The organism is Microbispora rosea (genome assembly GCF_900156315.1).
GTDB classification, from domain to species: Bacteria; Actinomycetota; Actinomycetes; order Streptosporangiales; family Streptosporangiaceae; genus Microbispora; species Microbispora rosea.
In genome coordinates, this window is sequence record NZ_FTNI01000016.1 from 42,963 (window position 1) to 67,685 (window position 24,723).

Below are 24,723 nucleotides of genomic sequence, written 5' to 3' on the forward strand. Positions count from 1 at the left end.
GTGATCAGATGGCGCAAGGGCGAAGTGGTGCGGGTCCGGCGCGAGTGGCCGGGGGCGGTGGAACTCGACGTCGCCGTCGCCGAGGGCGAGTGCCGGGCGCTCGCCTATCCCCCGCTGGTGGGACGCCCTGAAGTGGGCGACACCGTGCTGCTCAACACGACCGCCCTCGCCATGGGTCTCGGTACGGGAGGGTACGCCATGGTGGTGGCCGTCCCCGACCGTTTGCCCCAAGATCCTTCAGGCCCGGGCCACCTGGTGAAAGCACGCTACACCCCGTTGCAGGCCACCGTGCTCGGCGCGGACGAGCAGGGGTCCCCGCATCACGAGGCGCTGCGGGAGGCCGACTCGGTCGACGGGATGCCCGTGGTGGTCGCCGACCTGCACTCCGCCCTGCCCGCGATCCTGTGCGGCCTCTACGCGGACTCCCCCGGGATCAGGGTGGCGTACGTGATGCAGGACGGCGGGGCGCTGCCGGCGTGGTTCTCGATGTCGTGCGCGACGCTGCGCGAGCGCGACTGGCTGTGCGGGGTGGTGACGACCGGCCAGTCCTTCGGCGGGGACGTCGAGGCGGTCACGCTCCACACCGGCCTGCTGGCCGCCCGCCACGTGCTCGGGGCCGACGTCGCCGTCGTCGCCCAGGGACCGGGCAACCTTGGCACCGGCACCCGCTGGGGATTTTCCGGCGTGGCCGCGGGCGAGGCCGTGAACGCCGCCGCCGTGCTGGCCGGACGGCCCGTCGCCGCACTGCGGGTCAGCGAGGGCGACCGACGCGAGCGGCACGTCGGGGTCTCGCACCACTCGCTCACGGCGTACGGCCGGGTCGCGCTGGCCCCGGCCCAGGTGGTCGTGCCGGATCTGCCCGGTGAGTTCGGCGCGACGGTGCGCGAGCAGGCTGCGGCCCTGGCCACGCGCCACGAGATCGTCACCGTGCCGGTGGACGGCCTGCACGAGGCGCTGAAGGCGTCACCCGTGCGGCTGTCCACCATGGGCCGCGGCCTGGAGGAGGACCTGGCCTACTTCGTGACCTCCGCCGCCGCCGGGAGGCACGCGGCGTCGCTGCTCTCGTAGAAGTCCTTGAACGTGAACGCCTCCGGGCCCGGCCCCTGCGCCCGGAGCAGGTCCAGGCGCGCCACGGCCTCGTCGAGCGGCGGCAGATGGCCCTCGGGCACCCACCACATCACCGTGTACGGCTCGGCGATCCGATGGAACCACTCGCGGCGGCGCCGCATCACCTCCAGGTGAGCGGTGCGGTAGACGAAGTTCCACAACGTCTCACGGGACTCCCAGACCGAGAGGTTCACGACCAGCATCGGTCCGTAGTCGTGCTGGATCAGGTCCGTGGGCTCATCGCCCTCCTTCATGCGCCAGACGAAACCGGGCGCGGCGTCCGACACCTGGTAGATCGGCGCCAGGGCGTCGAGGAAGCCGGTCAGCGCGGGCGAGTCGAGGGGTTCCCTGAGATGGGCGACGTTGAGCTGGGCGAGATGCATGCCGCGATTCTATGTCAATCTACGTTGTTTTTAGAAGACGTCCCGGCGGACGTGAAGGCCACACAGCACTCTCCCGGTCTCGGATCGAGCGTCGCGACGACCCCGGTCTCGCCCAGACCGGCCAGCATCCCCTGGCAGAGCGCGAGGTTCATCGAGCACACGAGCAGCGGGTGGCTTTCGGCCAGCACGTGGAAGGGACAGTTGCGCAACCGCACCCGTCCGCCCCCCTCGTACGGCTCGTAGCCGCGCCCGCGCAGCACCTCCACGAGGCCGGCGGACTCGCCGGCGGCCAGACGCTCTCCGGTCCGCCGGGCGGCCTCCTCGGCCTTCTCCTCTCCGCCCAGCAGGTCGACGGTCTCCGCCAGCACGAGCGCGAGCGTGCGGTAGTCGCGGGGCGGCAGGCTCACGGTCCGCTCCTCGCGCGCCCGCCGGTAGACCTTCGCAGGGCGGCCGCCACCGGGGCCGGCCTTGCCGCTCAGCCGCTTGAACCCCGACTCCAGCAGGCCCGCCTCGACCAGCTTGTCCAGGTGGTGGGCCGCCAGCGTGCGCTGGACGCCGGTCGCCTCGGCCGCCTCGTTGCGACCCACATCCCGCCCCTGCTCGGCCACGTACCCGTACAGCGCCCGCCGTACGGGATCGCCGAGCACGCTCATCGACTCCAGGTCGTCGCTCGTCACAGCCGGAGTCTAGGTCGTGCCGCCGCCGGGACCGTTGACACCGCCGTGCGGCACTGCTTTTCTTAGGAAACCTTCCTAACTAATTCCCCTCACGAGGGCTCACCCCCGCCCGCGCCCCCTTCCCGCCACGACGCACGGCCGCGGGCGGAGAACGGAGCGACGCACGTGAAAGACCCGCTGACCAGGCGCACTCCCCCGCGCATTCCCGGGCGCGCGGCTCTGCTGCTCGTGGCCGCCGCGGCCGTACTCCCCGCGAACGCCGTACTCCCCGCGAACGCGGCGGTAGCCGGCACCGGCGGCCCGGCCGCCGCCGGGGAGACCGTGAAGGTGGCGGTCGAGGCGGTGCCCGCCGACCTCACGGACCCGGAGAAGAAGGAGATCGCGATGGAGCTGGTCTCCAGCGCGGAGAACTCCTCACTCGACTGGAAGGCCCAGTACAAGTACATCGAGGACATCGACGACGGGCGCGGCTACACCGCCGGGATCATCGGCTTCTGCTCGGGGACCGGCGACATGCTCGACCTGGTCGAGCTCTACACCGCGCGCAGGCCCGGCAACGTGCTGGCGAAGTACCTGCCCGCGCTGCGGAAGGTGAACGGCACCGACTCGCACCGGGGGCTTGACCCGAACTTCCCCAAGGACTGGCGCGCCGCCGCCGCGGACCCCGTGTTCCGGCAGGCGCAGAACGACGAGCGCGACCGGGTCTACTTCGATCCCGCCGTGGCCCAGGCCAAGGCCGACGGCCTGCGCGCGCTCGGACAGTTCGTCTACTACGACGCCATGGTGATGCACGGCCCCGGCAGCGACCCGGTCAGCTTCGGCGGCATCCGGAAGACGGCCATGAAGAAGGCGAGGACCCCGGCGCAGGGCGGCGACGAGGTCGTCTACCTCAACGCGTTCCTCGACGCCCGTAAGGCCGCGATGAAGACCGAGGAGGCGCACAGCGACACCAGCCGGGTCGACACCGCCCAGCGGGTGTTCCTCAAGAACGGCGACCTCGACCTCGACCCGCCGCTGCGCTGGAAGGTCTACGGCGACAGCTACCGGATCCCCGGCTGACGCCCATACGCGAAGGGCCCCTCTCACCGGACCGGTGAGAGGGGCCCCTGTCGTACGTGGCTGTCAGGCCGCGCCGAGGACGTCCACGACGAAGACGAGCGTGTCGGTGCCCTTGATGCCGCCCTGCGCGTTGCCCTCCTTGCCGTAGCCGAGGTCCGGCGGGATCGTGATCAGGACGCGGCTGCCGACCGGGACGCCGGTCAGGCCCTGCGCCCAGCCCTTGACGACCTGGTCGAGGGCGAACGTCGCGGGCTGGCCCCGCTCCCAGCTGGAGTCGAACTGCTTGTCGGTGCCCCAGATCTTGCCGACGTAGTGGGCGAGGACCGTCTGATCGGCCTTCACCTCCGGGCCGCCACCCTTGATCACGGTCTTGACGACCAGCTTCTTGGGCGCCTTCTCGCTGGTCTTGGTGGTCAGCGTCGGGGCCTTGTCGCCCGCGGCGTTCTCGACCTTCACGCCGGCGACGCCGGGGTCGACGGCGGTGCCCTGGACGGACTTCAGCGCGGCCCCCATCACGTCGATGACCAGCACCTGGGACGTGGTGTTGAAGTCCTGACCCTGCTGCTTGGCCTGGTCGACCTGCTCCGCGCTCAGGCTGTCCTTCGCGACGACGGCCATGACCCGGCCGCCCGGCTTGGCGCCGACCAGCGCCTCGTGCAGCGCCTTGGGCAGCTGCGGGCTGACCGAGACGAACTCCGACTTGCCCTGGTCGTAGTCGGACCCGGCCGCCTTGTTCTCCTTGCCGTCCCAGTTGTAGACGGTGACGTTGGCGGTGAGGACGTCGCCGTCCTTGGCCGGGGTGCCCTGACCCTCGATGACCTTGACAGAGGCCGACGTGAGCGACGGCTTGCCCGCCGGGAAGGTCAGGGTGGGCTTCTTGCCGGCCTCTCCCGTCACCTTGATGGCCGAGGCGGCGGCCTGGCCACTGGAGGTGGGGCTCGCGCTGGACGCGCTCTTCTGCGCGGTTCCGCAGGCGGCGGCGAGCAACAAGGGCAGGGCGGCGACGAGTGCCGTACGACGGCGCATATGGGAATCCTCAAACAGACAGCGGGTCCGGGCTAGGCTACCCGAACCCGCCGTCAGAGCGGTGTAAGAGATCACATGCCCGCGATGAGCTTCTCGACTCTCTCGTCCACGCTGCGGAACGGATCCTTGCACAGCACCGTCCGCTGGGCCTGGTCGTTGAGCTTCAGGTGGACCCAGTCAACCGTGAAGTCGCGCCGCTTCTCCTGGGCCTTGCGGATGAACTCCCCGCGCAGCTTGGCCCGTGTGGTCTGCGGCGGAACCGACTTCGCCTCGAAGATGCGGACGTCGTCGGCCACTCTCTCGACGGCCCCCCGCTTCTGCAGGAGGTAGAACAGCCCGCGCTTGCGGTGCACGTCGTGGTAGGCCAGGTCGAGCTGCGCGACGCGCGGCGACGACAGCGGCAGGTCGTACTTCTGCCTGTAACGTTCAATCATCTGGTACTTGGTGACCCAGTCGATCTCCCGGGAGACCAGGTCGAGGTCGCCCGTGTCGACCGCCCGGAGCGTGCGCTCCCACAGCTCCAGCACCCGCTTGGCGATGGCGTCCCCGCCACGCCTGTCGACGAAGTCCTGCGCCTTTGTCAGGTACTCCTGCTGGATCTCCAGCGACGAGGCCTCGCGGCCGTTGGCCAGGCGCACCCTCCGCCGGCCCGTCATGTCGTGGGACACCTCCCGGATCGCCCTGATCGGGTTCTCCAGGGACAGGTCGCGCATCACCACCCCGGCCTCGATCATGCGCAGCACCAGGTCGGTGGCGCCGACCTTGAGCAGCATCGTGGTCTCGCTCATGTTCGAGTCGCCCACGATGACGTGCAGCCGGCGGAACCGCTCGGCGTCCGCGTGCGGCTCGTCACGGGTGTTGATGATCGGCCGGGACCGGGTGGTCGCCGAGGAGACGCCCTCCCAGATGTGCTCGGCCCGCTGGGAGACGCAGTAGACGGCTCCGCGCGGGGTCTGCAGCACCTTGCCCGCGCCGCAGATGATCTGCCGCGTCACCAGGTAAGGGATCAGGACGTCGGCCAGCCGCCCGAACTCCCCGTGCCGACCCACGAGGTAGTTCTCGTGGCAGCCGTAGGAGTTGCCGGCCGAGTCGGTGTTGTTCTTGAACAGGTAGATGTCTCCCGCGATGCCCTCCTCGCGGAGCCGCTTCTCGGCGTCCACGAGGAGTCCCTCCAGGATTCGCTCCCCCGCCTTGTCGTGGGTGACCAGCTCCACGACGTTGTCGCATTCAGGGGTGGCGTACTCGGGATGGCTGCCCACGTCCAGGTAGAGACGTGCGCCGTTGCGCAGGAATACGTTGCTCGATCGGCCCCAGGACACCACTCGCCGGAACAGGTACCGCGCCACCTCGTCCGGTGACAGCCTCCGCTGCCCGCGGAACGTGCAGGTGACGCCGTACTCGTTCTCCAGCCCGAATATGCGTCGATCCATCACCTCACACTATTCCCATAAACCGGCGGCCGAACAGTGATCAGGCGGTGGAATGCGAGAAGAAGGGCTCAGGCGGCGTAGATCTCCGTCACCTTGACGATCTGCCCGCCCTTGACGGTGATGAGCGCCCGCAGGTCGCCCGCGTCCGCCCGCAGGACCAGCTTGTCCCGGGAGCAGCGCTGGGAGCCGAGGTAGTCGCCGTCGATGGTCTGGTCCTTGCCGTCGCAGCCGACCGCGCTGAGGAACACGACGTCGCCGGCGATCGGCGCGGCGAAGGCCGTCACGTCCCCCTCCGGCGGCCCCTCGAAGTGGCCGCTGGTGCTGCCGCCGTATTCCTTGACGAACTTGATGGGCCGGTACTCCGCCACGTTCTCGTCGTGCATGGCCACCAGCTGGCCGCGTACGACACCGTCGCTGCTGGGGCTGAGCCCCTTGGTGAAGTCGTGCCCGGGGTCCGACTGGAGGGTCCCGCCGAAGGGGGCCGGCGTCTTGTCCATGATCGGCGGCCCGGCCTTGCCCGGCTTCGCCGTCGGGGCGGTCGTGCCCGAGTCGGTGGGCGTGTCCGCCGCCGGAGCGTCGGAGGCGGCCGGGTCGGCGGACGGCTCCGCGGGCGACGCCGGGGCCGTCACCGTCACGGTTGCGGTCACGGTGGGCGAGGCCGCCGTGCCGGAGGCTCCGGAGCACGCGGTCAGCGACAGGAGGGTGACGGCGACGGCCGGAACGCCCGCTCGCCGAAAGAGATCAAAAGTCGTCATAACGGCATGAGACTAGCGAAATCGGAGGTCGACCGAGCCGAAACGCCCGAGCCGCCCCCATGACACGGTGGCGCCGCGCCCCCTGGTGAGGACGCGGCGCCCGGCCGTACGGCGGAAGGACGGGGCTACTCGCCGGAGCCCGTGTCGATGTCGCCCTCAGGGGCGATCGGCGGGGCGGTGTCGGGAGCCTGCTCGGCCGACGCCTGCTCCTCCTGGGCCTGCTCGGCGACGGGCTGCCGCGCGCCCTCCTGGCTCTCCTTGGCGGCCTCCAGGAGCTTCTCCAGGCGGGGCCCGGTCAGGCGCAGGAACTTGCGGTGCTCCCTGCCCCGGTCGAGGACGGCGACCTCGATCTGGGTGACCGGGGGACGCTCGCCGCCCGGCTCGGTCAGGGCGGTCAGCGCGGCGTCGAGGGCCTGCGGCAGCGGCAGTCCGTCGACGTAGCGCTCCTTCAGGCGTCCCCCGACGGCGTCGGCCTGGCCGCCGATCACGGCCATGCCCTGCTCGTCGAAGACGGAGCCGTCGAAGGTGATCCGGTAGATCTGGTCGTCCTCGGCCGCCTCGCCGACCTCTGCGACGACGATCTCCACCTCGAACGACTTGATCGACTCGGTGAAGATCATGCCGAGCTGCTGGGCGTACAGGTTCGCCAGGCCGCGGCCGGTGACGTCGTTGCGGTTGAACGTGTAGCCGTTGATGTCCGCGTAGCGGATGCCGGCCAGGCGGAGCGACTCGAACTCGTTGTAGCGCCCCACCGCGGCGAAGCCGATGCGGTCGTAGATCTCACTGATCTTGTGCAGCGCCTTGGACGGGTTGGGCGCCACGAACAGGATGCCGTCGGCGTACTGCATCACGACCACGCTGCGACCGCGAGCGATGCCCTTGCGGGCATACTCCGCCCTGTCCCGCATGATCTGCTCGGGCGAGGCATATCCTCCGAAGGGGATGGACACCGGGGGTGATCCTCTCTTGGGTTAGCGCAGCGGCGCGATCGGGCCTTCGGGGGCGGTCATCCGCCTCTCCAGCATGGACTCCACGAACTCGGCGACCTCGTCGTCCGGGAGGCGGCGGAAGCCGTCCGCGGTGATGACGGACACGACCGGCCAGATCTTCCGCATCACGTCGGGGCCGCCGGTCGCCGAGTCGTCGTCCGCGGCGTCGTACAGGGCGTGCAGGCAGGCCAGGACCGTGTCCTGCGGGCTGGCGTTCTCCCGGTAGAGCTTCTTGAGCGACCCCCTGGCGAAGATCGAACCCGAGCCGATCGAGTGGAACTCCCTCTGCTCGTACGGCCCGCCGCCCACGTCGTAGCTGAAGATCCGCCCGACGTCGCCGGCCGGGTCGTAGGCCGCGAAGAGCGGCACGACCACGAGGCCCTGCATGGCCATGGGCAGGTTCCCGCGGATCATGGTGGCCAGGCGGTGCGCCTTGCCCTCGGTCGACAGCGAGCGGCCTTCGGTCTTCTCGTAGTGCTCCAGCTCGACCCGGTAGAGCCGGGCCAGCTCAAGGCCGGTGCTCGCGGTGCCGGCGATGCCCATGCAGGAGTATTCGTCGGTGCGGAACACCTTCTCGATGTCCCGCTGCGAGATGATGTTCCCGGAGGTCGCACGCCTGTCGCCCGCCATCACCACGCCGCCGGCGCAGGTCGCCGCGACGATGGTGGTCGCGTGCGGGATCTCGTCGACCACCGGCGCCGCCAGCGACTCGTTGCGGGCGGGCAGCAGGTTCGGCGCGTACGCGCCGAGGAACTCCGAGAACGACGACGATCCCGTGTATGTGAAGAGGCTGTTCATCCAGGCTGGCTGAGATGCCACGCGACTCCCTCCAAGCGTGCGTTGTTACGCCCGACCATACTCAGGTCTCAGCACTGGTTGCACTCTTCCCGATCAGCTCAGCGCGAACCAGACATCCCGCAAGAGGCCGGACTCACGGCCGTTGCTCGTTCACCGGACCGCTTCTTTACGTGCCGGTAATCCCATGCGAGTGTCGATCTCCGGGGAAGAAGGGGGCGTCCGGAGGGAAGGTGGCGGTGATGAAGAACCTCGGCTCGCGGGGCCGGCGGGTGGGTGGCGCGTGACGACCAGGGCCGCGATCACCGGGACGTGGACGCTGGACGACCGGCTGGCCGGGCCGGTGGCGGAGGTGCCGGTGGAGGTGCGGCCCGGCACGGCCGCCCTCACGGTGCGCCTGTCCTACGACCGGTCGGCCGGCGTGCTCGACCTCGGCTGCGCCGGGCCCGCCGGGTTTCGCGGCTGGTCGGGCGGCGCACGCTCCGAATACACGATCACCCCCTCCTGGGCCACCCCCGGCTACCTGCCGGGCGAGATCGAGCCGGGGGTGTGGCGGGTGCTCGTCGGGCTGCACCGGGTGCCCCTCGGCGGCCTGCCGTACGAGATCCGGGTGATCAGGCACGTGCGGCCGCCCGCCCGGCCGCGCCGGCGCCGCACCCGCTTCTCCCGTGTGCCCGGGCCCGTCCCGCCCGAGCCCGCCGCCGTACGGCGCCGCCTGCCGTCGCCGCCGGGATACCGCTGGCTCGCCGGGGACCTGCACGCGCACACCGACCACTCGGACGGCACGCTGAGCGTCTACGAGCTGGCCTGCGTGGCGGCCGCGGCCGGGCTGGACTTCCTCGCGGTGACCGACCACAACACCGTCAGCCACCACGCGGAGCTGGCGGCGGCCTCGGCGCTGGCCGGTCTCGTGCTCGTGCCGGGGCAGGAGGTGACCACCGATCTCGGGCACGCCGGCGCTCTCGGGGACATCGGCTGGATCGACTTCCGGCAGCCCCCCGACGAGTGGGCGAAGGCCGTACGCGACCGGGGCGGGGTGCTGTCGGTCAACCATCCGGTGGCGACCGACTGCGCCTGGCGGCACCCGATGGCCGACCGGCCGCGGGTGGTCGAGCTGTGGCACTGGAGCTGGTGGGACCGCAGCTGGGGCGCGCCGCTGGCCTGGGGGCAGGCCTGGACGCGCGATTCGGCCGGAGACCCGGCCGGCGGCCTCGTGGTGGTGGGCGGCGGCGACTACCACCGGCCCGAGGAGGGTCACCCGCCCGGCGCGCCGACCACGTGGGTGCTCGCCGAGGGCGACGGCCGCGGACCCGAGGCGGCCGGAGCGGTCGTACGGGCCGTGGCGGAGGGCCGGACGGCGGTGTCGGCCTCCCCCGGCGCCCCGCTGCTGCTGCGGCTGGAGGACGAGTTCCTCGCCGTGGACGCCGACGGTCTGGTGCTGTGGGGCCCGCAGACGCGGCGGGTGGTCAGGGGGGACCGCGTCCTCCTGCCCGCGGGTCCCGGGGTGCACCGGCTGGAGACGCCCGCCAACGAGGTGGTCGCCGTCTGCACGTGACGACCGGGGTTGCGTTCCGCCGCCGATGGGGAGGTGCAGGGCAGGCCGCCGAGCGGAGGAAGGTGAGGACGTGGAGACGGTGAAGGTGGGGATCGCCGGGCTGGGCGTCGCCGCGCAGGTCGTCTACCTGCCCCTGCTGGCACGGCGGCGCGACCTGTTCCGGGTCGCGGCCGTGTGCGACCTCGACCGCGGGCACGCCGAGACCGTCGGCCGGGAGGCGGGCGTCCCCGCGTACGACGACCCGCTGACGATGCTCGACAGGGGCGGGTTCGACGCGCTGATCGTCCTCACGCCCGGGTCCCACGGGCCTCTGCTGCGGGCCGCCCTCGAACGCGGGCTGTGGGTGCTGTGCGAGAAGCCCGTCGCCTACAGCCGCGCCGAGCTGAGCGGCTTTTCCGGCGAACGGCTGATGGCCGGCTACATGAAGCAGTACGACCCGGCCTCCCAGCGGCTGCTGGAGGCGCTGCACGAGGCCGGCGGGCCGCAGGTCGTCCGCCACCTCGACACCACCGTGCTGCACCCGTCGGAGGAGTCGCAGCTGCTGTTCGCCCGGGCGCGGCCAGGCCGGCCCGCGCCCGAGCGGGTGGCGCCCTACGCGGAGGCCGACGAGCGGGCCCTCGGCGCCGCGCTCGGCACGTCGTCGGAGCGGCTGCGGCGGCTGTACGCCGAGGTGCTGCTGAGCAGCGTGTGCCACGAGCTGTCGCTGATGCGCCTGTTCACCGGCTCACCCGACACGGTGGACCACGTGGCCGTGTGGCCGGTGGAGGCGTTCCCGCCGTCCCTGGAGGTGAGCGGGACGCTCGGAGGCGAGTGCTCCGGCAGGTACGGCATCCGGTGGCACTATCTGACGAGTTATCCGGCCTACCACGAGGTCATGACGCTGCACCACGAGCACGGCTCGCTGGAGCTGCGGTTCCCCTCTCCCTATCTGCTGAACGCGCCCACCCGGCTGACGGCCACCTGCCGCGTCGGCACCACCGAGCGGACGGTCGTCAGCGAGGACGTCGCCGAGGCGTTCGAGCGCCAGCTGCGTGCCTTCCACCGCTTCGTCACCCAGGAGGAACCGCCACTCACCGGACTCGACGGGGCTCTGGAGGATATCGTCACGGCGCAGCGGATCGTGCACAGGTACGCGCGGTGGGCGGGCATCCCCATCGGCGGGGAGTGCGCCCGGGAGGTCACCGGCGCCCCGCGGGAGGCGACCGCCGGGGCCGGCGGCAGCGACGCCGAGGAGGGCGGGAGTGGAGCCAGCGGTCACGCCGAGGAGAGCCTCAGCCGATAGCGACAGGATCGTGGTGGTCCCGCACACCCACTGGGACCGGGAGTGGTATCTGCCCTTCCAGCGGTTCCGGGCCGGGCTGGTGCGGATGCTCGATGAGGTCCTGGACGCCATGGCCGCCGACCCCGCCTACCGCTTCACGATGGACGGCCAGCTCGCGGCGGTCGAGGACTACCTGGAGATCCGGCCCGCGCGGCGCGGCGACGTCGCCCGCTTCGTCGCCGAGGGGCGACTGGCCGTGGGGCCCTGGCTGATCCTCGCCGACGAGTTCCTGTGCGCCGGGGAGACGCTGCTGCGCAACCTGGAGTACGGCATGCGGGGCGCCGCCGCGCTCGGCGGCGCCATGCCCGTCGGTTATCTGCCCGACCAGTTCGGCCACTGCGCCCAGATGCCGCAGATGCTGGCGCTGGCGGGGCTGCGCCGGGCGTGCCTGTGGCGCGGGGTGCCCGCGCACGTGGACCGCGACGCGTTCGACTGGATCGGCGCCGACGGCACCACGATCAGGACCAGGTATCTGCCCGGCGGGTACGGCAACGCCTTCGGCCTGTTCACCGGCCCGGCCGAGGAGATGCCCGACCGGGTGACGGCCTTCGTCTCCACGGCGGAGGGCTGGGCGGCCGGTGGCACCCTGCTGGCGATGTACGGCGCGGACCACTCGGCGCCGGCCCGCGAGATCACCGCGTCCGGGCTCCGCGTAGCCACCCTCGCCGAGGCCGTGACCGGCGAGAGTGGCGGCGCGGCCGGCGAGCAGGTGCCGCGGGTCGTGGGCGAGCTGCGCTCGCACGCGCGGGCCAGCATCCTGCCCGGCGTGATCTCGGCCCGGGTGCCGCTCAAGCAGGCCATGGCGCGGGCCGAGCGGGTCCTCACCCGCTACGCGGAACCGCTGTCGGCGCTGTGGCTCGCCGGCGACTCCGCCTGCGAACGCCTCATCGACATGGCCTGGCGCTCGGTGATCGCCTGCAGCGGGCACGACTCCGTCACCGGCTGCGGCTCGGACGAGACCGCCCAGCAGGTTGCCGCCAGGATCGCCGAGGCCGGGCAGACGGCCCAGGCGGTCGTGGACCTGGTCGCGGCGTCCCTCTCCGAGGCCGCACCCAAGGGCTCGCTCGTGGCCGTCAACCCGTCCCCGTTCGAGCGGACCGGCCTGGTGCTCGCGGACCTGCCGGAGGACCGCGCGTCCCTGGTTGACGCCTCGGGCCGGTCCGTCCCCGCGCAGCGGCTCGAACACGCCGCCACACTGCTCGACGAGACCGTCATGGACGACCTCTCCCGGCTCCTCGGGCGCGTCCACGAGCGGGAGCTGTACGGCCACGAGATCGTCTCCTGGCACGCCGGGGACGGCGTGTTCACCGTGACCGTGAGCAGGCACGCCTCCGGCGCGTACGCCTACGAGGACCTGCGCAGGGCCGTCGTGGAGGCCGGTCCGGGGCCGTGGGTCGTCCGCACGGTGGCCGAGCCCGTGGTCACCGTGGCCGCGCTGGTCACCGTGCCGCCGCTCGGCCGTGCCGTCCTCACGGCCCGTCCGCCCGAGCCTCGCCTGCCCGCACCCGTCGCGAACGCCCTGAGGACCGACGCGTACGGGTTCGAGCCGGTGCTGGACAACGGCCTGCTGCGGGTGCGGGTGGCCGGCGACGGGACGCTCTCGCTGCACGGCGCGGACGGGACCGAGGTCCACGGCGTCGGGCGGATCGCCCACGGCGGGGACGCCGGCGACACCTACAACTACGCGCCGCCGCCCGACGACCGGCTTGCCGACCGGCCCTCCCACGTCGTCGTCGAGGAGATCTGCGCGGGCCCGCTGACCGGCGCGTACGAGATCACGCGGGTGTACGACTGGCCGGCCGGCCTCGGCGGCGACGCCGGCGACGAGACCGACGCCGAGATCGTGCCGACGGCCGTCACGACCCGGGTGGAGCTCAGGGCGGGCGAGCCGTTCGCGCGGTGCGAGATCACCATGGACGTGCGCTGCCGCGACCACCGCGTCCGCTGGCACGCGCCGCTGCCCCGCGCGGCGGCCGGGTCGTACGCCGAGGGACAGTTCGCCGTGGTGCGGCGCGGCCTGGCGGCCGAGGGTGGAGACGGGGGTGGAGACGGGGGCGGCGAGCGGCCGATTCCGACCTTTCCCGCCGAGTCCTTCGCCGCCGCCGGCGGCCTGGCCGTGCTGCTCGACCACGTCACCGAGTACGAGATCGTCAGGGACGAGATCAACGGAGACGAGATCAGCGGGGACGGGACCGAGCTGGCGCTGACGCTCGTGCGGTCCGTCGGCTACCTGTCGAGGAACCGCAACCCCTACCGCGACGAGCCCGCCGGGCCCGAGGTGCCCACCCCGGCCGCCCAGTGCCAAGGGCCGCTGACCGTGCGCTTCGCCGTCCTGCCGTACGCGGGAGAGTGGCACGAGGCCGGGCTGCCGAGGCTCGCCGAGGAGTTCCGCCACGACCTGCTCGCCGTGCCGGGCACCGGCGCCGCCAGGGCAGGGGACGGGGCGGGGGATGCGGACGGGGACGGCCCGGGCGGAGGGGGTCGCGTCGCGATCAGCGGGGACGGCGTCATGATGGCCGCTCTACGCGAGCGGGGCGGACGGCTGGAGGTCCGCCTGGTGGCCGAGCATCCCGCGGCCACCGAGGCGGTCGTCCGGGGAGATTTCACCGCGGCCTGGACGGCCGGCGTGCTGGGCTCTCCCCTGAGCCCTCTGGAGGTGTCCCGCGACGAGGTGTTTCCCGATGACGGGGCGGACGGGCGGGGACCCGCGGCGTACCCGGGGTCATGGCGGACGGTGCGCGTCCCGCTGACGCCCTTCGCGATCGCGACCGTTCATCTCGGCGAAGCCTGACGCCCGCGCGTCATCGCCTGCCGCCGGGACCGCCGAGGGCGCGCTCGACGGGAGTCTCCGGGCCCGACGGCGGGCCTGCCGGGAGACGGTCCCCCGGCGCGGCCGCCACCGGCCCGGACGCCTCTCGCCGGGGCTACTGCCCGCCCTTCTGCACGTAGGAACGGACGAACTCCTCCGCGTTCTCCTCGAGGACCTCGTCGATCTCGTCCAGGATCGCGTCCACGTCGTCGGTCAGCTTCTCGTGACGCTCCTGGACGTCCGGGGACGCCTGCGCCTCGACCTCTTCGACTTCCTGCTCCTGCCGCCCGGTCTGCTTCTGGCCGCCGGTCTCCTTGGTCGCCATCCCTGACACCTCCGCTGCTCGGGGGGACGCCTCTCCCCATATCTTCCCCGAACCGACCGACAATGCGCGCGAAAGAGCGTGCGATCTTCGGCCCGGCCACTGTGGCCAGACAACCCGGTGAGCGCCGGGAAGGCAAACGCGCGGGGTCCGGCCCTGTTACCGGCATACCCGCCCGCGGGAACCGCCATCGTTAGACCGGATCGTTATCGACCTCACACTCCGCGTGGCCGCCTTTCGGCGCAGCGCTACCGTGTCCGGGACGACAATTGAGGGATCACGGCACGACCTAGCGCACGGGTGGTCGATGGCATCGCACGCACGGCAACTGCTGGCGGATCGCTACAAGCTGCTGACGCCCTTCCGGCGTGACGGCGGCGGGATCATGTGGCAGGCGCACGATCTCCGCCTCAAGCGCGATGTCGCGATCAAGGAAGTCCAGCCGCCGTACCGGGTGGACGTGGCCGATCTGCAGGCCGCCCGCCGGCAGGCGCTGCGGGAGGCCCGCTCGGCGGCGCGGCTCAGCCATCCGGCCGTCGTCACCGTGCACGACCTGCTGGAGGACAAGGGCCGGCTCTGGATCGTGACAGAGCTCCTGCAGGGCCTCACCATGGGCGACACCGTCAGCCACCTCGGCCGCCTGCCGGTGCACTGGGCCGCCTGGGTGGGCTTCCAGCTCCTGTCGGGCGTACGGCACGCGCACTCGATGGGCGTCGTCCACGGGGACATCCGGCCCGCCAACGTCATGCTGACCGAGGACCGGGTGGTGCTGACCGACTTCGGCATCGCCGCGTTCGACCGGGATCCCGCCGGGTCGACGACCGTGCCCGTGGGGCGGTCCGGCGCCTATCTCGCCCCCGAGCGGCTGCGCGGGAAGGGCCTGGCACCTGCCGCCGACCTGTGGTCGTTCGGCGCCACGCTGTACTGCGGAGTGGAGGGGCGGCCTCCGTATCCGGCCACGGAGCGGCTGCCGGCCCCGGCGCTGCTGGGCCGCGAGCCGGAGCCGCCGCGCCGGGCGGGCCTCCTGCGGCCGCTGATCGAAGGCCTGCTGCGGCACGACCCGGAAGAACGGCTCACCGTCGACCAGGCGATGCACGTGCTCGTGGACGTGTTGCGACGGCAGGGCATCCCGGCGGCGACGCCGGGCCGGACGGCCGGCGAGCTGCCGAGCCGCGGCGCACCGGCCGCCGCGTCGAATGCCGTGCCGAATGCCGCGGCCGGCGCGGCGCCCAAACCGAGCGGGGCGCATCCCCTCGGCCGATCCGCCGGCCACGGGTGGCCCCTCGCGCCCCGGGAATTCACAGCGCCCCGGGAACTCACGGCATCCCGGGAACTCGCGGCGCCGGGGGAGCTCACGACCGGGCGCTTCTTCGACGTGGAGTCGCGTCGCCGGGGCAATCCCTACTGGCCCTCCCTCACGACGGGGCCGCACCGGCCCCGGCCCCCGCACCTCCCGTAGCCCCGGGCCGGGCGGCTCCCCGCGTCCGTGGGAGAAGCCGCCCGTCCCTGCCATCCTGCGGTCAGTCGTCGTGCTCGGCGCGGAACTTGACGATCCGTCCGGTCGCGATCGCGACGTAGACCTTGTACTCCATGTGGCCCTTGCGCAGCTCGACCTTCCAGGTGCGGTGGCCGTGCTCCCACTCGCGTTCGATCTCGGTCACCCGCGCGCCGGGCACCCGCTTCTTCGCGATCGCGACCGCCTGGCTCCGGGTGACCGCGGCCTGGGAGACGGCAGCCGAGGTGGTCGAGGAGTGGGAGGCGGGCGCGGCGGCGACGGCGGTTCCGCCGGCGGCCAGCGCGGTGACGGTGACGGCGGCGGCGAGAGCGATCTTCGTTGTGTGTCTCATGCGTCGAGGTTCGCAGCGATCATGATAGGGCCGCGCTAAGCGATCCCTAAAGCATGGATTCCCCCTGCCCGTCGCGGATCGAGCCCAGGAGCAGGCGCACCTCGGCGCCGCCGGGGTTTGATCGGCCGACGGTCAGGGAGCCGCCCGAGTCCTCGGCCACGCGCCGGGCGATGTCCAGCCCGAGCCCCGTCGAGCCCGCGCGGCTCTCCCCGCGTCGCGGCAGGTCGCCGGGGCCGAAGCCGGGCCCGGCGTCCGAGACCGTCAGGGCCACCGCGTCATCCGGCCCGGGGGCCAGGAGCACGCGGAAGGACGTCCCGTCGGGGGTGTGAGCGAAGACGTTGCCGAGGAGGGCGTCGACGCAGTCGGCCAGGTCCTCGGCCGCGGCCGCGACCGGCAGTGGGCCGGGTGCGAGGTCGAGGGAGAAGGTCCTGGACTGGTCCTCTGCCAGCACCGACCAGAACTCCACCCTGTCGCGCACCACCGCGACGGCGTCGCAGGAGGCCCGTTCCCGCGACCGCCGCCGCACGTCGTTGATGACGGCGGTGACCGCTCGCTCCAGCGCGTCCACGCGGGCCTCCATTCTGGCCGCCTCGCCGGGATCCGCCAGCGACTCCGCTTCCAGCCGCAGGCCGGTCAGAGGAGTGCGGAGCCGGTGGGAGACGTCCGCCACCGTCTCGCGCTCCTCGGCGAGCAGGCCGGAGATGCGTCCCGCGAGGTGGTTGAGGGCCAGGCCGGCCGTACGGACCTCTGGCGGGCCCTGCGGGGTCGCCCTGGCGGTCAGGTCGCCCTTCGCGAGACGGTGGGAGACCTGGGCGAGCGCCGTGGTGGGCCGCACGACCGCGCGTGCGAGGCGGTCGGCGACCAGGATGCCCAGCCCGACCAGGGCGACTCCGAGGATCAGCAGCGCGAGCCACGTCCGGTGGACGCCGCGGTCGAGGTCGGCGTCGGCGAGGAAGGCGCGCACGACGGCGGTGCCGCCCGGCGCCCCCTGCACCGCCACCAGGATCTCCCTGCCGCCCGGCACGGCCGCGGTCAGGCTCCGGCCGCGCGCGGCGAGGTCGACGGCGCGGGAGCGGGCCGCCACGGCCCCGAGCACGCGGCCGTCCGCGAGGAAGACCGTGACGGGGTGCCCGCTCGACGCGCCCGCCTGCTCGGCGGTCAGCCGCAGCGTCTCCTCGTCCACCGCGCCCACGGCCACGGCGACGGACTCGGCGGCCCGGGTCGCGGCGGCGACGGCCTCGCTGTGCGCCACCGACCGGACCAGCAACGCCAGCGGCACCAGAAGTGACACCAGGACCAGCGACGTGGTCGCCGCGACGAGGGCCGCCAGCCAGCGCCTCATCGGCTCATTCCGCGGGCGAGGGCGGCACGGTCAGGCGCACGCCCACCCCGCGGACCGTCTGGAGATAGCGCGGCCGCTGGGCGGTCTCGCCGAGCTTGCGGCGCAGCCAGGACAGGTGGACGTCGACCGTCTTGTCGGTGCCCCCATAAGGGATGCGCCAGACCTCGGTGAGCAGCTCGCGTTTGGTAACGACCTGCCCGGCTCGTGCCGCCAGATAGTGCAGCAGGTCGAACTCCCGCGGCGTCAGGTCCAGCGCCGCGCCGTCGAGCGTCGCCTCCCTGGCGCCCGGGTCCACGCGCAGCGTCCCCACCGTCAGGGAGGTGTCCGCGCGCCCGGTGTCGACCCGGCGCAGCACGGCGCGGATGCGCGCGTCGAGCTGCGCGGCGCTGTAGGGCTTGACCACGTAGTCGTCGGCGCCGGCGTCGAGCAGGCGGACCATGTCGGCCTCCCCGTCCCTGGCGGTGGCGACGATGACCGGGACGCGACTCACCGCGCGGAGCATGCGCAGCAGGTCGGCGCCGTCCATGTCGGGCAGGCCGAGGTCGAGCACGATCAGGTCGGGGCGGTCCTCCACGACCGACCGCAGGCCGTCGAGGGCGGTGGAGACGGAGGAGACGGCATGCCCGCGATCCCGCAGGCTCCGGGTGAGGGAGGTGCGGATGGGGGCGTCGTCTTCGATGAGCAGCACGCTAGGCATTTGAGCGCTACGGTAGCCGTCCGGCGGAAGCGGCATAAGCCCGTTATCCGGGCCTTAGCCCTCCCTTAGCGTTCGGAGTGGGAGAGTGGCGGCGTGAACAGCCGCCTCCTCCTCGCCGTCGCCGGGTGGCTGTTGGCCGCCGCCCTCGCCACCGGCACGGGCGTCGCCGTGCTCGGCCTGCTCGGCCGGCCGCTCACGGGCCCGGCGGAGCGGCCGATGACGGCCGAGGAGGTCCGTCTCGCGCTCGCCCGGGACACCGCGGCCCCGCCCTCCCCCGCCGCCGCGACCACCGGCCCGGCCCCGGTGGACTCGTCCGGCGGGGGAACGCCGGGCGACGCGCCCGCGACCGGGCGCAGGCTCGTCTCCACGAGCGCGGGCACCGTGATCGCCCGATGCGACGGCGGGCTGGTCCGGCTCCAGTCGTGGACGCCGGCGCAGGGCTTCGAGGTGGACGACGTCGACCCGGGGCCGGACGACCGGGCCCGGGTGAAGTTCGAGTCGGACGAGGACAGGCTCGAGGTGGAGGTGCGCTGCTCCGGCGGGGTGCCGGTCCCCCGGATCACCCGGCACGACCATTGACCGGGGGCGCCGGGCGGGGCCGGTCCCGGTCAGCCCTCGCCGGTGAGGGCGGCGACGAGGTCGGCGGCCGTACGGCACCGGTCGAGCAGGTCGCCCACGTGCGCCTTGGTGCCGCGCAGCGGCTCCAGGGTCGGCACGCGCTGGAGCGACTCGCGGCCCGGGATGTCGAAGATGACCGAGTCCCAGGAGGCGGCGGCGACCGACTCGCTGTACTGCCGCAGGCACCGGCCGCGGAAGTAGGCCCGGGTGTCGGTGGGCGGCAGCTCGACCGCCCGGTCGATGTCCTCGTCGGTCACCAGGCGGTGCATACGGCCTCTGGCGACCAGCCGGTTGTACAGGCCGCGGTCGGGCCGGATGTCGGAGTACTGCAGGTCGACCAGTTGCAGCCGCGGGTGCGACCACGGCAGGTTGTCGCGGGTGCGGTAGCCCTCCAGGATCTCCAGCTTGGCGACCCAGTCGAGCTCCCGGGACAGCTGCATCGGGTCCTCGGCGAGCCGGGTGAGCACCGACTCCCAGCGGTTGAGCACGTCCTTGGTGAGGTCGTCCACGCCCGCGCCGAACCGGTCCTCGACGTACTTGCGGGCCTGCTCCAGGTATTCCATCTGCAGTTGCACGGCGGTCATCTTCCGGCCGTTGCGCAACGCGATCTCGTACTTGCAGGTCGGGTCGTGGGAGACCGCGCGCAGCGCCGCGACCGGCGACTCGGGGGTCAGGTCGATGGTGAGGAACCCCTCCTCGATCATCGCCAGCACCAGCGCCGTCGTGCCCAGCTTCAAATAAGTCGAAATTTCCGACATGTTGGCGTCGCCGATGATCACGTGCAGCCGCCGGTACTTCTCCGGGTCGGCGTGCGGCTCGTCCCGGGTGTTGATGATCGGCCGCTTGAGCGTGGTCTCCAGCCCGACCTCGACCTCGAAGAAGTCGGCCCGCTGGCTGATCTGGAAGCCTTCGGTACGCGAGTCCTGGCCGATTCCGACCTTGCCCGCGCCGCAGACGACCTGCCGCGACACGAAGAACGGCGTGAGGTGCCTGACGATGTCGGCGAACGGCGTCGCGCGGCGCATGAGGTAGTTCTCGTGGCAGCCGTACGACGCGCCCTTGGCGTCGGTGTTGTTCTTGTAGAGCTGGATGGGGGCGTTGCCGGGCACGGACGACGCGCGCACCGCGGCGTCGTACATCACCCGCTCGCCCGCCTTGTCCCAGATCACCGCGGCCCGGGGGTTGGTGCACTCGGGCGTGGAGTACTCCGGGTGCGCATGGTCCACGTAGAGGCGCGCGCCGTTGGTGAGGATCACGTTCGCGAGCCCGAGATCCTCGTCGGTGAGCTGACTCTGGTCGGCCACCTCACGGGCCAGGTCGAATCCTCGGGCATCGCGGAGCGGGTTCTCCTCCTCGAAGTCCCACCGGGCCCGGCGAGCCCGGGCGGCCGACGCCGCCAGGTACGCGTTGACGACCTGTGAGGAGGTCACCATCGCGTTTGCTCCCGGTTGACCGGGCACGGCGATGCCGTACTCGGTCTCGATGCCCATCACCCGCCGAACCGTCATTCGCACCCCGCCTGCTTCAGGCCGTCGTAGTCATATCCGAGCCTAGCCCTTTCTCTATGCCCTGCTACCGAACAGTTACGGCACAGATGCCTCGGGACTTTGCGCCGGAATGGTCGTCGCAGTCCGGGAGGTACCCCCTCGGCCCCGGGGGCGGGACCGCCGGAAGCGGTCGAGCAGGGCCCCCAGCCTGGCACGAAGCCAGCGCTGACCGGGCTTGTCGACCATACGGTAGATCAGGTAGGCGAGCCCGATCGAGATCGCCATCGTCATCGCGACCAGCAGCCACGGGTCCACCGCGCCCCGGTACGCGGGGATCACGACGGCCGAGACCGTCTGGTGCAGGAGATAGAGGGGATACGTGAGGGCCCCGAGGGTCACGAGGCGACGCCAGCGCACCCACCGCAGCCAGCCGAGGGCGACCGCGGCCATCAGGAGGTAGACGACCGTGATCGCGACGACGACGGCCTCCGGGGGCGCCGGGTAGTGCTTGATCCCGACCAGGCGCACCCGCTCCCCCACGCGCTCCATGGCGGCGTACAGGGACATCCCGTAGCCGGCGGCGACCAGCAGCCACGGGACGAAGGCACCGGAACGCGCGCCGAAGCGGTGGATCAGGAAGAAGGCCATGCCCGCGATGAAGTACGGCGCCTGCCGCGGCATGAAGACGAAGACGAGCGTCTCGTTCTGGGTGAGCTCGGCCAGCAGCGCCAGGCCGCACCAGGCCGCCAGGAACACCAGGCAGCGCCGCAGCGTGATCCCGACGAGGGAGAACAGCGCCAGGAGGACGTAGAACCGCAGCTCCACCCAGAGGGACCAGAAGACGCCGCCGGCGTGGCCCACGCCGAACGCCCCCTGCATCATGGTCAGGTTGAGCAGATACTCGCCGTCTTCGAGCTTGGGGTCGAACCCGGCGACCCCGCTGAAGCGGTACATGATGAAGATCACGAGCACGGCGAACCAGTACGCGGGATACAGCCGCGACACCCGGGAGACGGCGAACTCGCCGACCGTGTGCCCCCAGACGCTCATCAGGATGACGAACCCGCTGATGAGGAAGAACAGCTCCACGCCGAGGATGCCCAGCGTGGTCAGGCGGGCGACCGGCTCGAACAGCTTGGTCGGGTACTCGTCCCACAGCGATTTGCTGGCCGCCATGAAGTGGAAGCACATGACGGCGAACGCGGCCACGAAACGCAGGACGTCGAGCTCGACCAGGCGGCGGCCCTTGGCGGCCGCGGCGGCGCCCCGGGCCGGGACCGCGCCCGACGCGGCCGAGACCGGATCGGGCTGTCGCACGGGCCGTCTTACGGGCTGTCTCACAGGCTGTCCCACAGCGGTCAACCGTGCGAGCCAAGGAAGATCATGCCCTCTTTGACGTGATCACTCGGGGTTTCGGTTCCCTCGGATCGCGATCGTTATCAAAGGCCACTTCTGCCCCGTCTGCTGCCGTCCTGTCCGCGTCCCGACGCCGGAAGGGCCCGGAAATGCGGAGGAGCGGCGCGACCCGGGGTCGCGCCGCTCCTCGACGGCACCGGTCCGGCCGGAGCCGGGGGTGTTACAGGTACTGACCGGTGTTGGCGACCGTGTCGATCGACCGCCCGGCCTCGGTGCCCTGCTTGCCCTGCACGAGGGTGCGGATGTAGACGATCCGCTCGCCCTTCTTGCCGGAGATGCGGGCCCAGTCGTCGGGGTTGGTGGTGTTGGGCAGGTCCTCGTTCTCGGAGAACTCGTCCACGCAGGCGGCCAGCAGGTGCGAGATCCGCAGGCCCTTCTGCCCGGTGTCGAGGAACTCCTTGATGGCCATCTTCTTGCCCCGGTCCACGATGTTCTGGATCATGGCGCCGGAGTTGAAGTCCTTGAAGTAGAGGACTTCCTTGTCGCCGTTGGCGTAGGTCACCTCGAGGAAGCGGTTCTCCTCGCTCTCGGCGTACATCCGCTCGACGACCCGCTGGATCATCGCGGCGATCGTGCCCTCGCGGCTGGTGCCGTGCTCGGTCAGGTCGTCGGGGTGCAGCGGCAGTTCGCTGACGAGGTACTTCGAGAAGATGTCCTTCGCCGCCTCGGCGTCGGGCCGCTCGATCTTGATCTTGACGTCCAGGCGGCCGGGCCGCAGGATCGCCGGGTCGATCATGTCCTCGCGGTTGGAGGCGCCGATGACGATGACGTTCTCCAGGCCCTCGACACCGTCGATCTCCGAGAGGAGCTGGGGAACGATGGTGTTCTCGACGTCGGAGGACACACCGGAGCCGCGGGTGCGGAAGATCGAGTCCATCTCGTCGAAGAACACGATCACCGGGGTGCCCTCGGAGGCCTTCTCACGCGCCCGCTGGAAGACCAGGCGGATGTGCCGCTCGGTCTCGCCGACGTACTTGTTGAGAAGCTCGGGGCCCTTGATGTTGAGGAAGAAGCTCTTGCCGGACTGGCCGGTCTTCTCCGCGACCTGCTTGGCCAGGGAGTTGGCCACCGCCTTGGCGATGAGCGTCTTGCCGCAGCCGGGCGGGCCGTACAGCAGCACGCCCTTCGGCGGCCGGAGCTTGTGCTCGCGGAACAGGTCGGCGTGCAGGTAGGGCAGCTCGATGGCGTCCCTGATCTGCTCGATCTGCCGGCCGAGGCCGCCGATCTCCTCGTAGGAGATGTCGGGGACCTCTTCGAGGACGAGCTCCTCCACCTCCGACTTGGGGATGCGCTCGTAGACGTAGTTGGAACGGGGTTCGAGCAGGAGGCTGTCGCCGGCCCGCAGCGGCTGGTCGAGCAGCGAGTGGGCGAGCTTGACGACCCGCTCCTCGTCGGCGTGCGAGATGACGAGCGCGCGGTCGCCGCTCTCCAGCAACTCCTTGAGCATCACGATCTCGCCGACGTCCTCGTAGCCGAGGGCCTCGACGACGTTGAGCGCCTCGTTCAGCATGACCTCCTGGCCACGCTTGAGCGAGTCGACGTCGATCGCCGGACTCACGTTCACACGGAGCTTGCGCCCGCCCGTGAACACCTCGATCGTGCCGTCATCCCTGGCCTCGAGGAAAACACCGAATCCGGACGGTGGCTGCGCCAGCCGGTCGACCTCCTCCTTGAGGGCGACGATCTGGTCGCGGGCCTCCTTGAGGGTGGAGACCAAACGCTCGTTCTGGCTAGTGAGGGCGGCCACCTGTGCCTGCGCCTCGTGGAGACGCTCCTCGATGACCCTGGCCTGCCGGGGAGACTCGGCCAGTTTCCGGCGCAACGCGGTGATCTCCTCTTGCAGGAAGGAGACCTGTGTTGTGAGATCCGCGACCTCCCGTTCGCGCTGCGCGGCTCGAGCCTCAGCGTCGTCGCGAGCTGCCACGCCCCGTCACCTCCTTCCCCGTCGAGAACGACTACTCAAGACCCTACCTATCTTGGCGCTGTACGTAACCTGGCCGGGCAGTGTTCGTGTAGTTACGTTGGGTGTTCGGCGTTTGATACCTTATGGACCGATTGTTCGGTTCACCATTAGGAACACACCCAAATGTTCCCGTGTCACGTGGCTTTGCCGGGTTGTGGCTGAATCGTCACACTTGTTCGATCCCCTCTCCGTACGCCCCCTTGGCGGGACGCCTGCGCCGCGGCGGGGGCGTGACGCCGTCCGCCATGCGACGGGCGGTGACGAGAAATCCCGTGTGGCCGACCATCCGGTGGTCGGGCCGTACGGCGAGACCTTCGACATGCCAGTCGCGAACCAGGGTCTCCCACGCGTGAGGCTCGGTGAAACTCCCGTGCTCCCGCAGGGTTTCCACCGTTCTGGACATCTGGGTCGTTGTCGCAACGTAGCAGCAGATAACTCCCCCAGGGGTAAGGGACTTCGCCGCCGCGTCAACGCACTCCCAAGGCGCGAGCATGTCGAGGACGACGCGGTCCACGTCCGCCTCATCCAGCGCGTCGACGAAGTCGCCGACCACGAGACGCCACTGCTCCATCGGGCCCCCGAAGAACTTCTCCACGTTCTTGGTGGCCACCTCGGCGAAGTCCGCGCGCCGCTCATAGGAGGTGACCTTCCCCTCCGCGCCGACGGCGCGCAGCAGGAAGCAGGTGAGCGCGCCGGACCCCACGCCGGCCTCGACCACCCGGGCGCCCGGGAAGATGTCGGCCATGGCGACGATCTGGGCCGCGTCCTTCGGGTAGACCACCGCGGCGCCGCGCGGCATCGACACCGCGTAGTCGGCGAGCAGGTGCCGGAACGCCAGGTAGGCCGTGCCGCCGGAGGACCGCACCACGGACCCCTCGGGCTGTCCGATCAGGTCGTCGTGCGGGATCGACCCCTTGTGCGTGTGGAAGACGCCGCCCTCTTTCAGCGTCACCGTGTGCCGCTTGTTCTTGGGGTCGGTGAGCTGGACCTGATCTCCGGCCTGGAACGGGCCGTGCCTGCGAAAACCCATGCGGAAAAGGCTAGTGCCGCGACCGACGAGATTCGCCCGACGGAGCGGTGTCCAGAGTGGTGCATCGCAAGGCGGAGGAGGAGGCCATAGCGGAG

The 24,723-nt window shown here is 71.5% G+C and carries 22 protein-coding genes; 7 read left to right on the plus strand and 15 right to left on the minus strand.

All coding sequences use genetic code 11. The annotated features are described in order from the left end of the window. Window positions 1-1,068: a DUF3866 family protein gene (locus BXA11_RS22170; RefSeq protein ID WP_076437434.1), complete on the plus strand. Its 1,068-nt coding sequence runs from the start codon at window positions 1-3 to the stop codon at window positions 1,066-1,068. On the opposite strand, the gene BXA11_RS22175 is transcribed toward BXA11_RS22170, so the two are convergent. Then, on the minus strand, window positions 1,014-1,490 hold the full coding sequence (locus BXA11_RS22175; protein ID WP_076437437.1) for a DUF3291 domain-containing protein: 477 nt from the start codon (window positions 1,488-1,490) through the stop codon (window positions 1,014-1,016). The two genes, BXA11_RS22170 and BXA11_RS22175, sit on opposite strands and share 55 nt — an antisense overlap. A 14-nt stretch (window positions 1,491-1,504) precedes the next feature. Further along, window positions 1,505-2,167, minus strand: a complete 663-nt coding sequence (locus BXA11_RS22180; RefSeq protein WP_204053656.1) for a helix-turn-helix transcriptional regulator — start codon at window positions 2,165-2,167, stop codon at window positions 1,505-1,507. Between the two features lie 165 nt (window positions 2,168-2,332). Here BXA11_RS22180 and BXA11_RS22185 point away from each other — a divergent pair, with 165 nt between their 5' ends. Then, window positions 2,333-3,226 carry a chitosanase gene (locus tag BXA11_RS22185; protein WP_275409701.1) on the plus strand — a complete coding sequence of 298 codons (894 nt, stop codon included), beginning with the start codon at window positions 2,333-2,335 and terminating at the stop codon, window positions 3,224-3,226. 63 nt (window positions 3,227-3,289) lie between these two features. On the opposite strand, the gene BXA11_RS22190 is transcribed toward BXA11_RS22185, so the two are convergent. The 5 genes from BXA11_RS22190 to prcB form a co-directional block, all read right to left on the minus strand. After that, window positions 3,290-4,252 (minus strand): FKBP-type peptidyl-prolyl cis-trans isomerase, encoded by a 963-nt coding sequence (locus BXA11_RS22190; RefSeq protein WP_076437439.1) that lies wholly within the window; start codon window positions 4,250-4,252, stop codon window positions 3,290-3,292. A 71-nt stretch (window positions 4,253-4,323) separates the two neighbouring features. After that, the gene (pafA, locus tag BXA11_RS22195) at window positions 4,324-5,682 is read right to left on the minus strand and encodes a Pup--protein ligase (RefSeq protein WP_030507137.1); all 1,359 of its coding nucleotides are present in this window, start codon (window positions 5,680-5,682) and stop codon (window positions 4,324-4,326) included. Between the two features lie 68 nt (window positions 5,683-5,750). After that, on the minus strand, window positions 5,751-6,437 hold the full coding sequence (locus BXA11_RS22200; protein ID WP_076437441.1) for a hypothetical protein: 687 nt from the start codon (window positions 6,435-6,437) through the stop codon (window positions 5,751-5,753). Between the two features lie 125 nt (window positions 6,438-6,562). Next, window positions 6,563-7,381 (minus strand): proteasome subunit alpha, encoded by an 819-nt coding sequence (gene prcA, locus BXA11_RS22205; RefSeq protein ID WP_204053667.1) that lies wholly within the window; start codon window positions 7,379-7,381, stop codon window positions 6,563-6,565. Window positions 7,382-7,408: 27 nt separating this feature from the next. Continuing rightward, on the minus strand, window positions 7,409-8,224 hold the full coding sequence (gene prcB / locus BXA11_RS22210) for a proteasome subunit beta (protein WP_076437446.1): 816 nt from the start codon (window positions 8,222-8,224) through the stop codon (window positions 7,409-7,411). A 280-nt stretch (window positions 8,225-8,504) separates the two neighbouring features. Here prcB and BXA11_RS22215 point away from each other — a divergent pair, with 280 nt between their 5' ends. The 3 genes from BXA11_RS22215 (at window position 8,505) to BXA11_RS22225 (ending at window position 13,888) form a co-directional block, all read left to right on the plus strand. Beyond that, on the plus strand, window positions 8,505-9,776 hold the full coding sequence (locus BXA11_RS22215; RefSeq protein WP_076437448.1) for a CehA/McbA family metallohydrolase: 1,272 nt from the start codon (window positions 8,505-8,507) through the stop codon (window positions 9,774-9,776). 70 nt (window positions 9,777-9,846) lie between these two features. Further along, window positions 9,847-11,058, plus strand: coding sequence for a Gfo/Idh/MocA family protein (locus BXA11_RS22220; RefSeq protein ID WP_076437450.1), 1,212 nt, complete (start codon window positions 9,847-9,849; stop codon window positions 11,056-11,058). 10 nt (window positions 11,059-11,068) lie between these two features. After that, the gene (locus BXA11_RS22225) at window positions 11,069-13,888 is read left to right on the plus strand and encodes a glycoside hydrolase family 38 N-terminal domain-containing protein (RefSeq protein WP_239104992.1); all 2,820 of its coding nucleotides are present in this window, start codon (window positions 11,069-11,071) and stop codon (window positions 13,886-13,888) included. Between the two features lie 133 nt (window positions 13,889-14,021). Here BXA11_RS22225 and BXA11_RS22230 read toward each other — a convergent pair whose 3' ends face one another. Then, window positions 14,022-14,231, minus strand: coding sequence for a ubiquitin-like protein Pup (locus BXA11_RS22230; protein ID WP_030507144.1), 210 nt, complete (start codon window positions 14,229-14,231; stop codon window positions 14,022-14,024). A 304-nt stretch (window positions 14,232-14,535) separates the two neighbouring features. On the opposite strand from BXA11_RS22230, the gene BXA11_RS22235 reads away from it, so the two are divergent. After that, window positions 14,536-15,687 (plus strand): serine/threonine-protein kinase, encoded by a 1,152-nt coding sequence (locus BXA11_RS22235; protein ID WP_076437453.1) that lies wholly within the window; start codon window positions 14,536-14,538, stop codon window positions 15,685-15,687. A 61-nt stretch (window positions 15,688-15,748) separates the two neighbouring features. Here the strand turns inward: BXA11_RS22235 and BXA11_RS22240 are convergent, their stop codons facing one another. Genes BXA11_RS22240 through BXA11_RS22250 form a run of 3 tightly spaced genes read right to left on the minus strand, consistent with a single transcriptional unit; the run spans window position 15,749 to window position 18,114 of the window. Then, window positions 15,749-16,075 carry a PepSY domain-containing protein gene (locus BXA11_RS22240; protein ID WP_076437455.1) on the minus strand — a complete coding sequence of 109 codons (327 nt, stop codon included), beginning with the start codon at window positions 16,073-16,075 and terminating at the stop codon, window positions 15,749-15,751. A gap of 46 nt (window positions 16,076-16,121) precedes the next feature. Further along, window positions 16,122-17,417, minus strand: coding sequence for a sensor histidine kinase (locus tag BXA11_RS22245; RefSeq protein WP_076437457.1), 1,296 nt, complete (start codon window positions 17,415-17,417; stop codon window positions 16,122-16,124). Between the two features lie 4 nt (window positions 17,418-17,421). Further along, window positions 17,422-18,114, minus strand: coding sequence for a response regulator transcription factor (locus BXA11_RS22250; RefSeq protein ID WP_076437460.1), 693 nt, complete (start codon window positions 18,112-18,114; stop codon window positions 17,422-17,424). Between the two features lie 93 nt (window positions 18,115-18,207). Between BXA11_RS22250 and BXA11_RS22255 the strand changes: the two genes are divergently transcribed. Continuing rightward, window positions 18,208-18,693, plus strand: coding sequence for a hypothetical protein (locus BXA11_RS22255; RefSeq protein ID WP_076437462.1), 486 nt, complete (start codon window positions 18,208-18,210; stop codon window positions 18,691-18,693). Window positions 18,694-18,722: 29 nt separating this feature from the next. Here BXA11_RS22255 and dop read toward each other — a convergent pair whose 3' ends face one another. The 4 genes from dop to BXA11_RS22275 all read right to left on the minus strand — a co-directional run bounded on the left by dop (window position 18,723) and on the right by BXA11_RS22275 (window position 24,628). Continuing rightward, a complete protein-coding gene (gene dop / locus BXA11_RS22260) occupies window positions 18,723-20,240 on the minus strand; it encodes a depupylase/deamidase Dop (RefSeq protein ID WP_076437465.1) in 1,518 nt (505 codons plus the stop codon). Window positions 20,241-20,315: 75 nt separating this feature from the next. Further along, window positions 20,316-21,536 carry an acyltransferase family protein gene (locus BXA11_RS22265; protein ID WP_076437468.1) on the minus strand — a complete coding sequence of 407 codons (1,221 nt, stop codon included), beginning with the start codon at window positions 21,534-21,536 and terminating at the stop codon, window positions 20,316-20,318. Window positions 21,537-21,795: 259 nt separating this feature from the next. Next, window positions 21,796-23,559, minus strand: a complete 1,764-nt coding sequence (gene arc / locus BXA11_RS22270; RefSeq protein ID WP_076437471.1) for a proteasome ATPase — start codon at window positions 23,557-23,559, stop codon at window positions 21,796-21,798. Between the two features lie 205 nt (window positions 23,560-23,764). Further along, a complete protein-coding gene (locus BXA11_RS22275) occupies window positions 23,765-24,628 on the minus strand; it encodes a tRNA (adenine-N1)-methyltransferase (RefSeq protein ID WP_030507153.1) in 864 nt (287 codons plus the stop codon). Window positions 24,629-24,723: the final 95 nt, after the last annotated feature.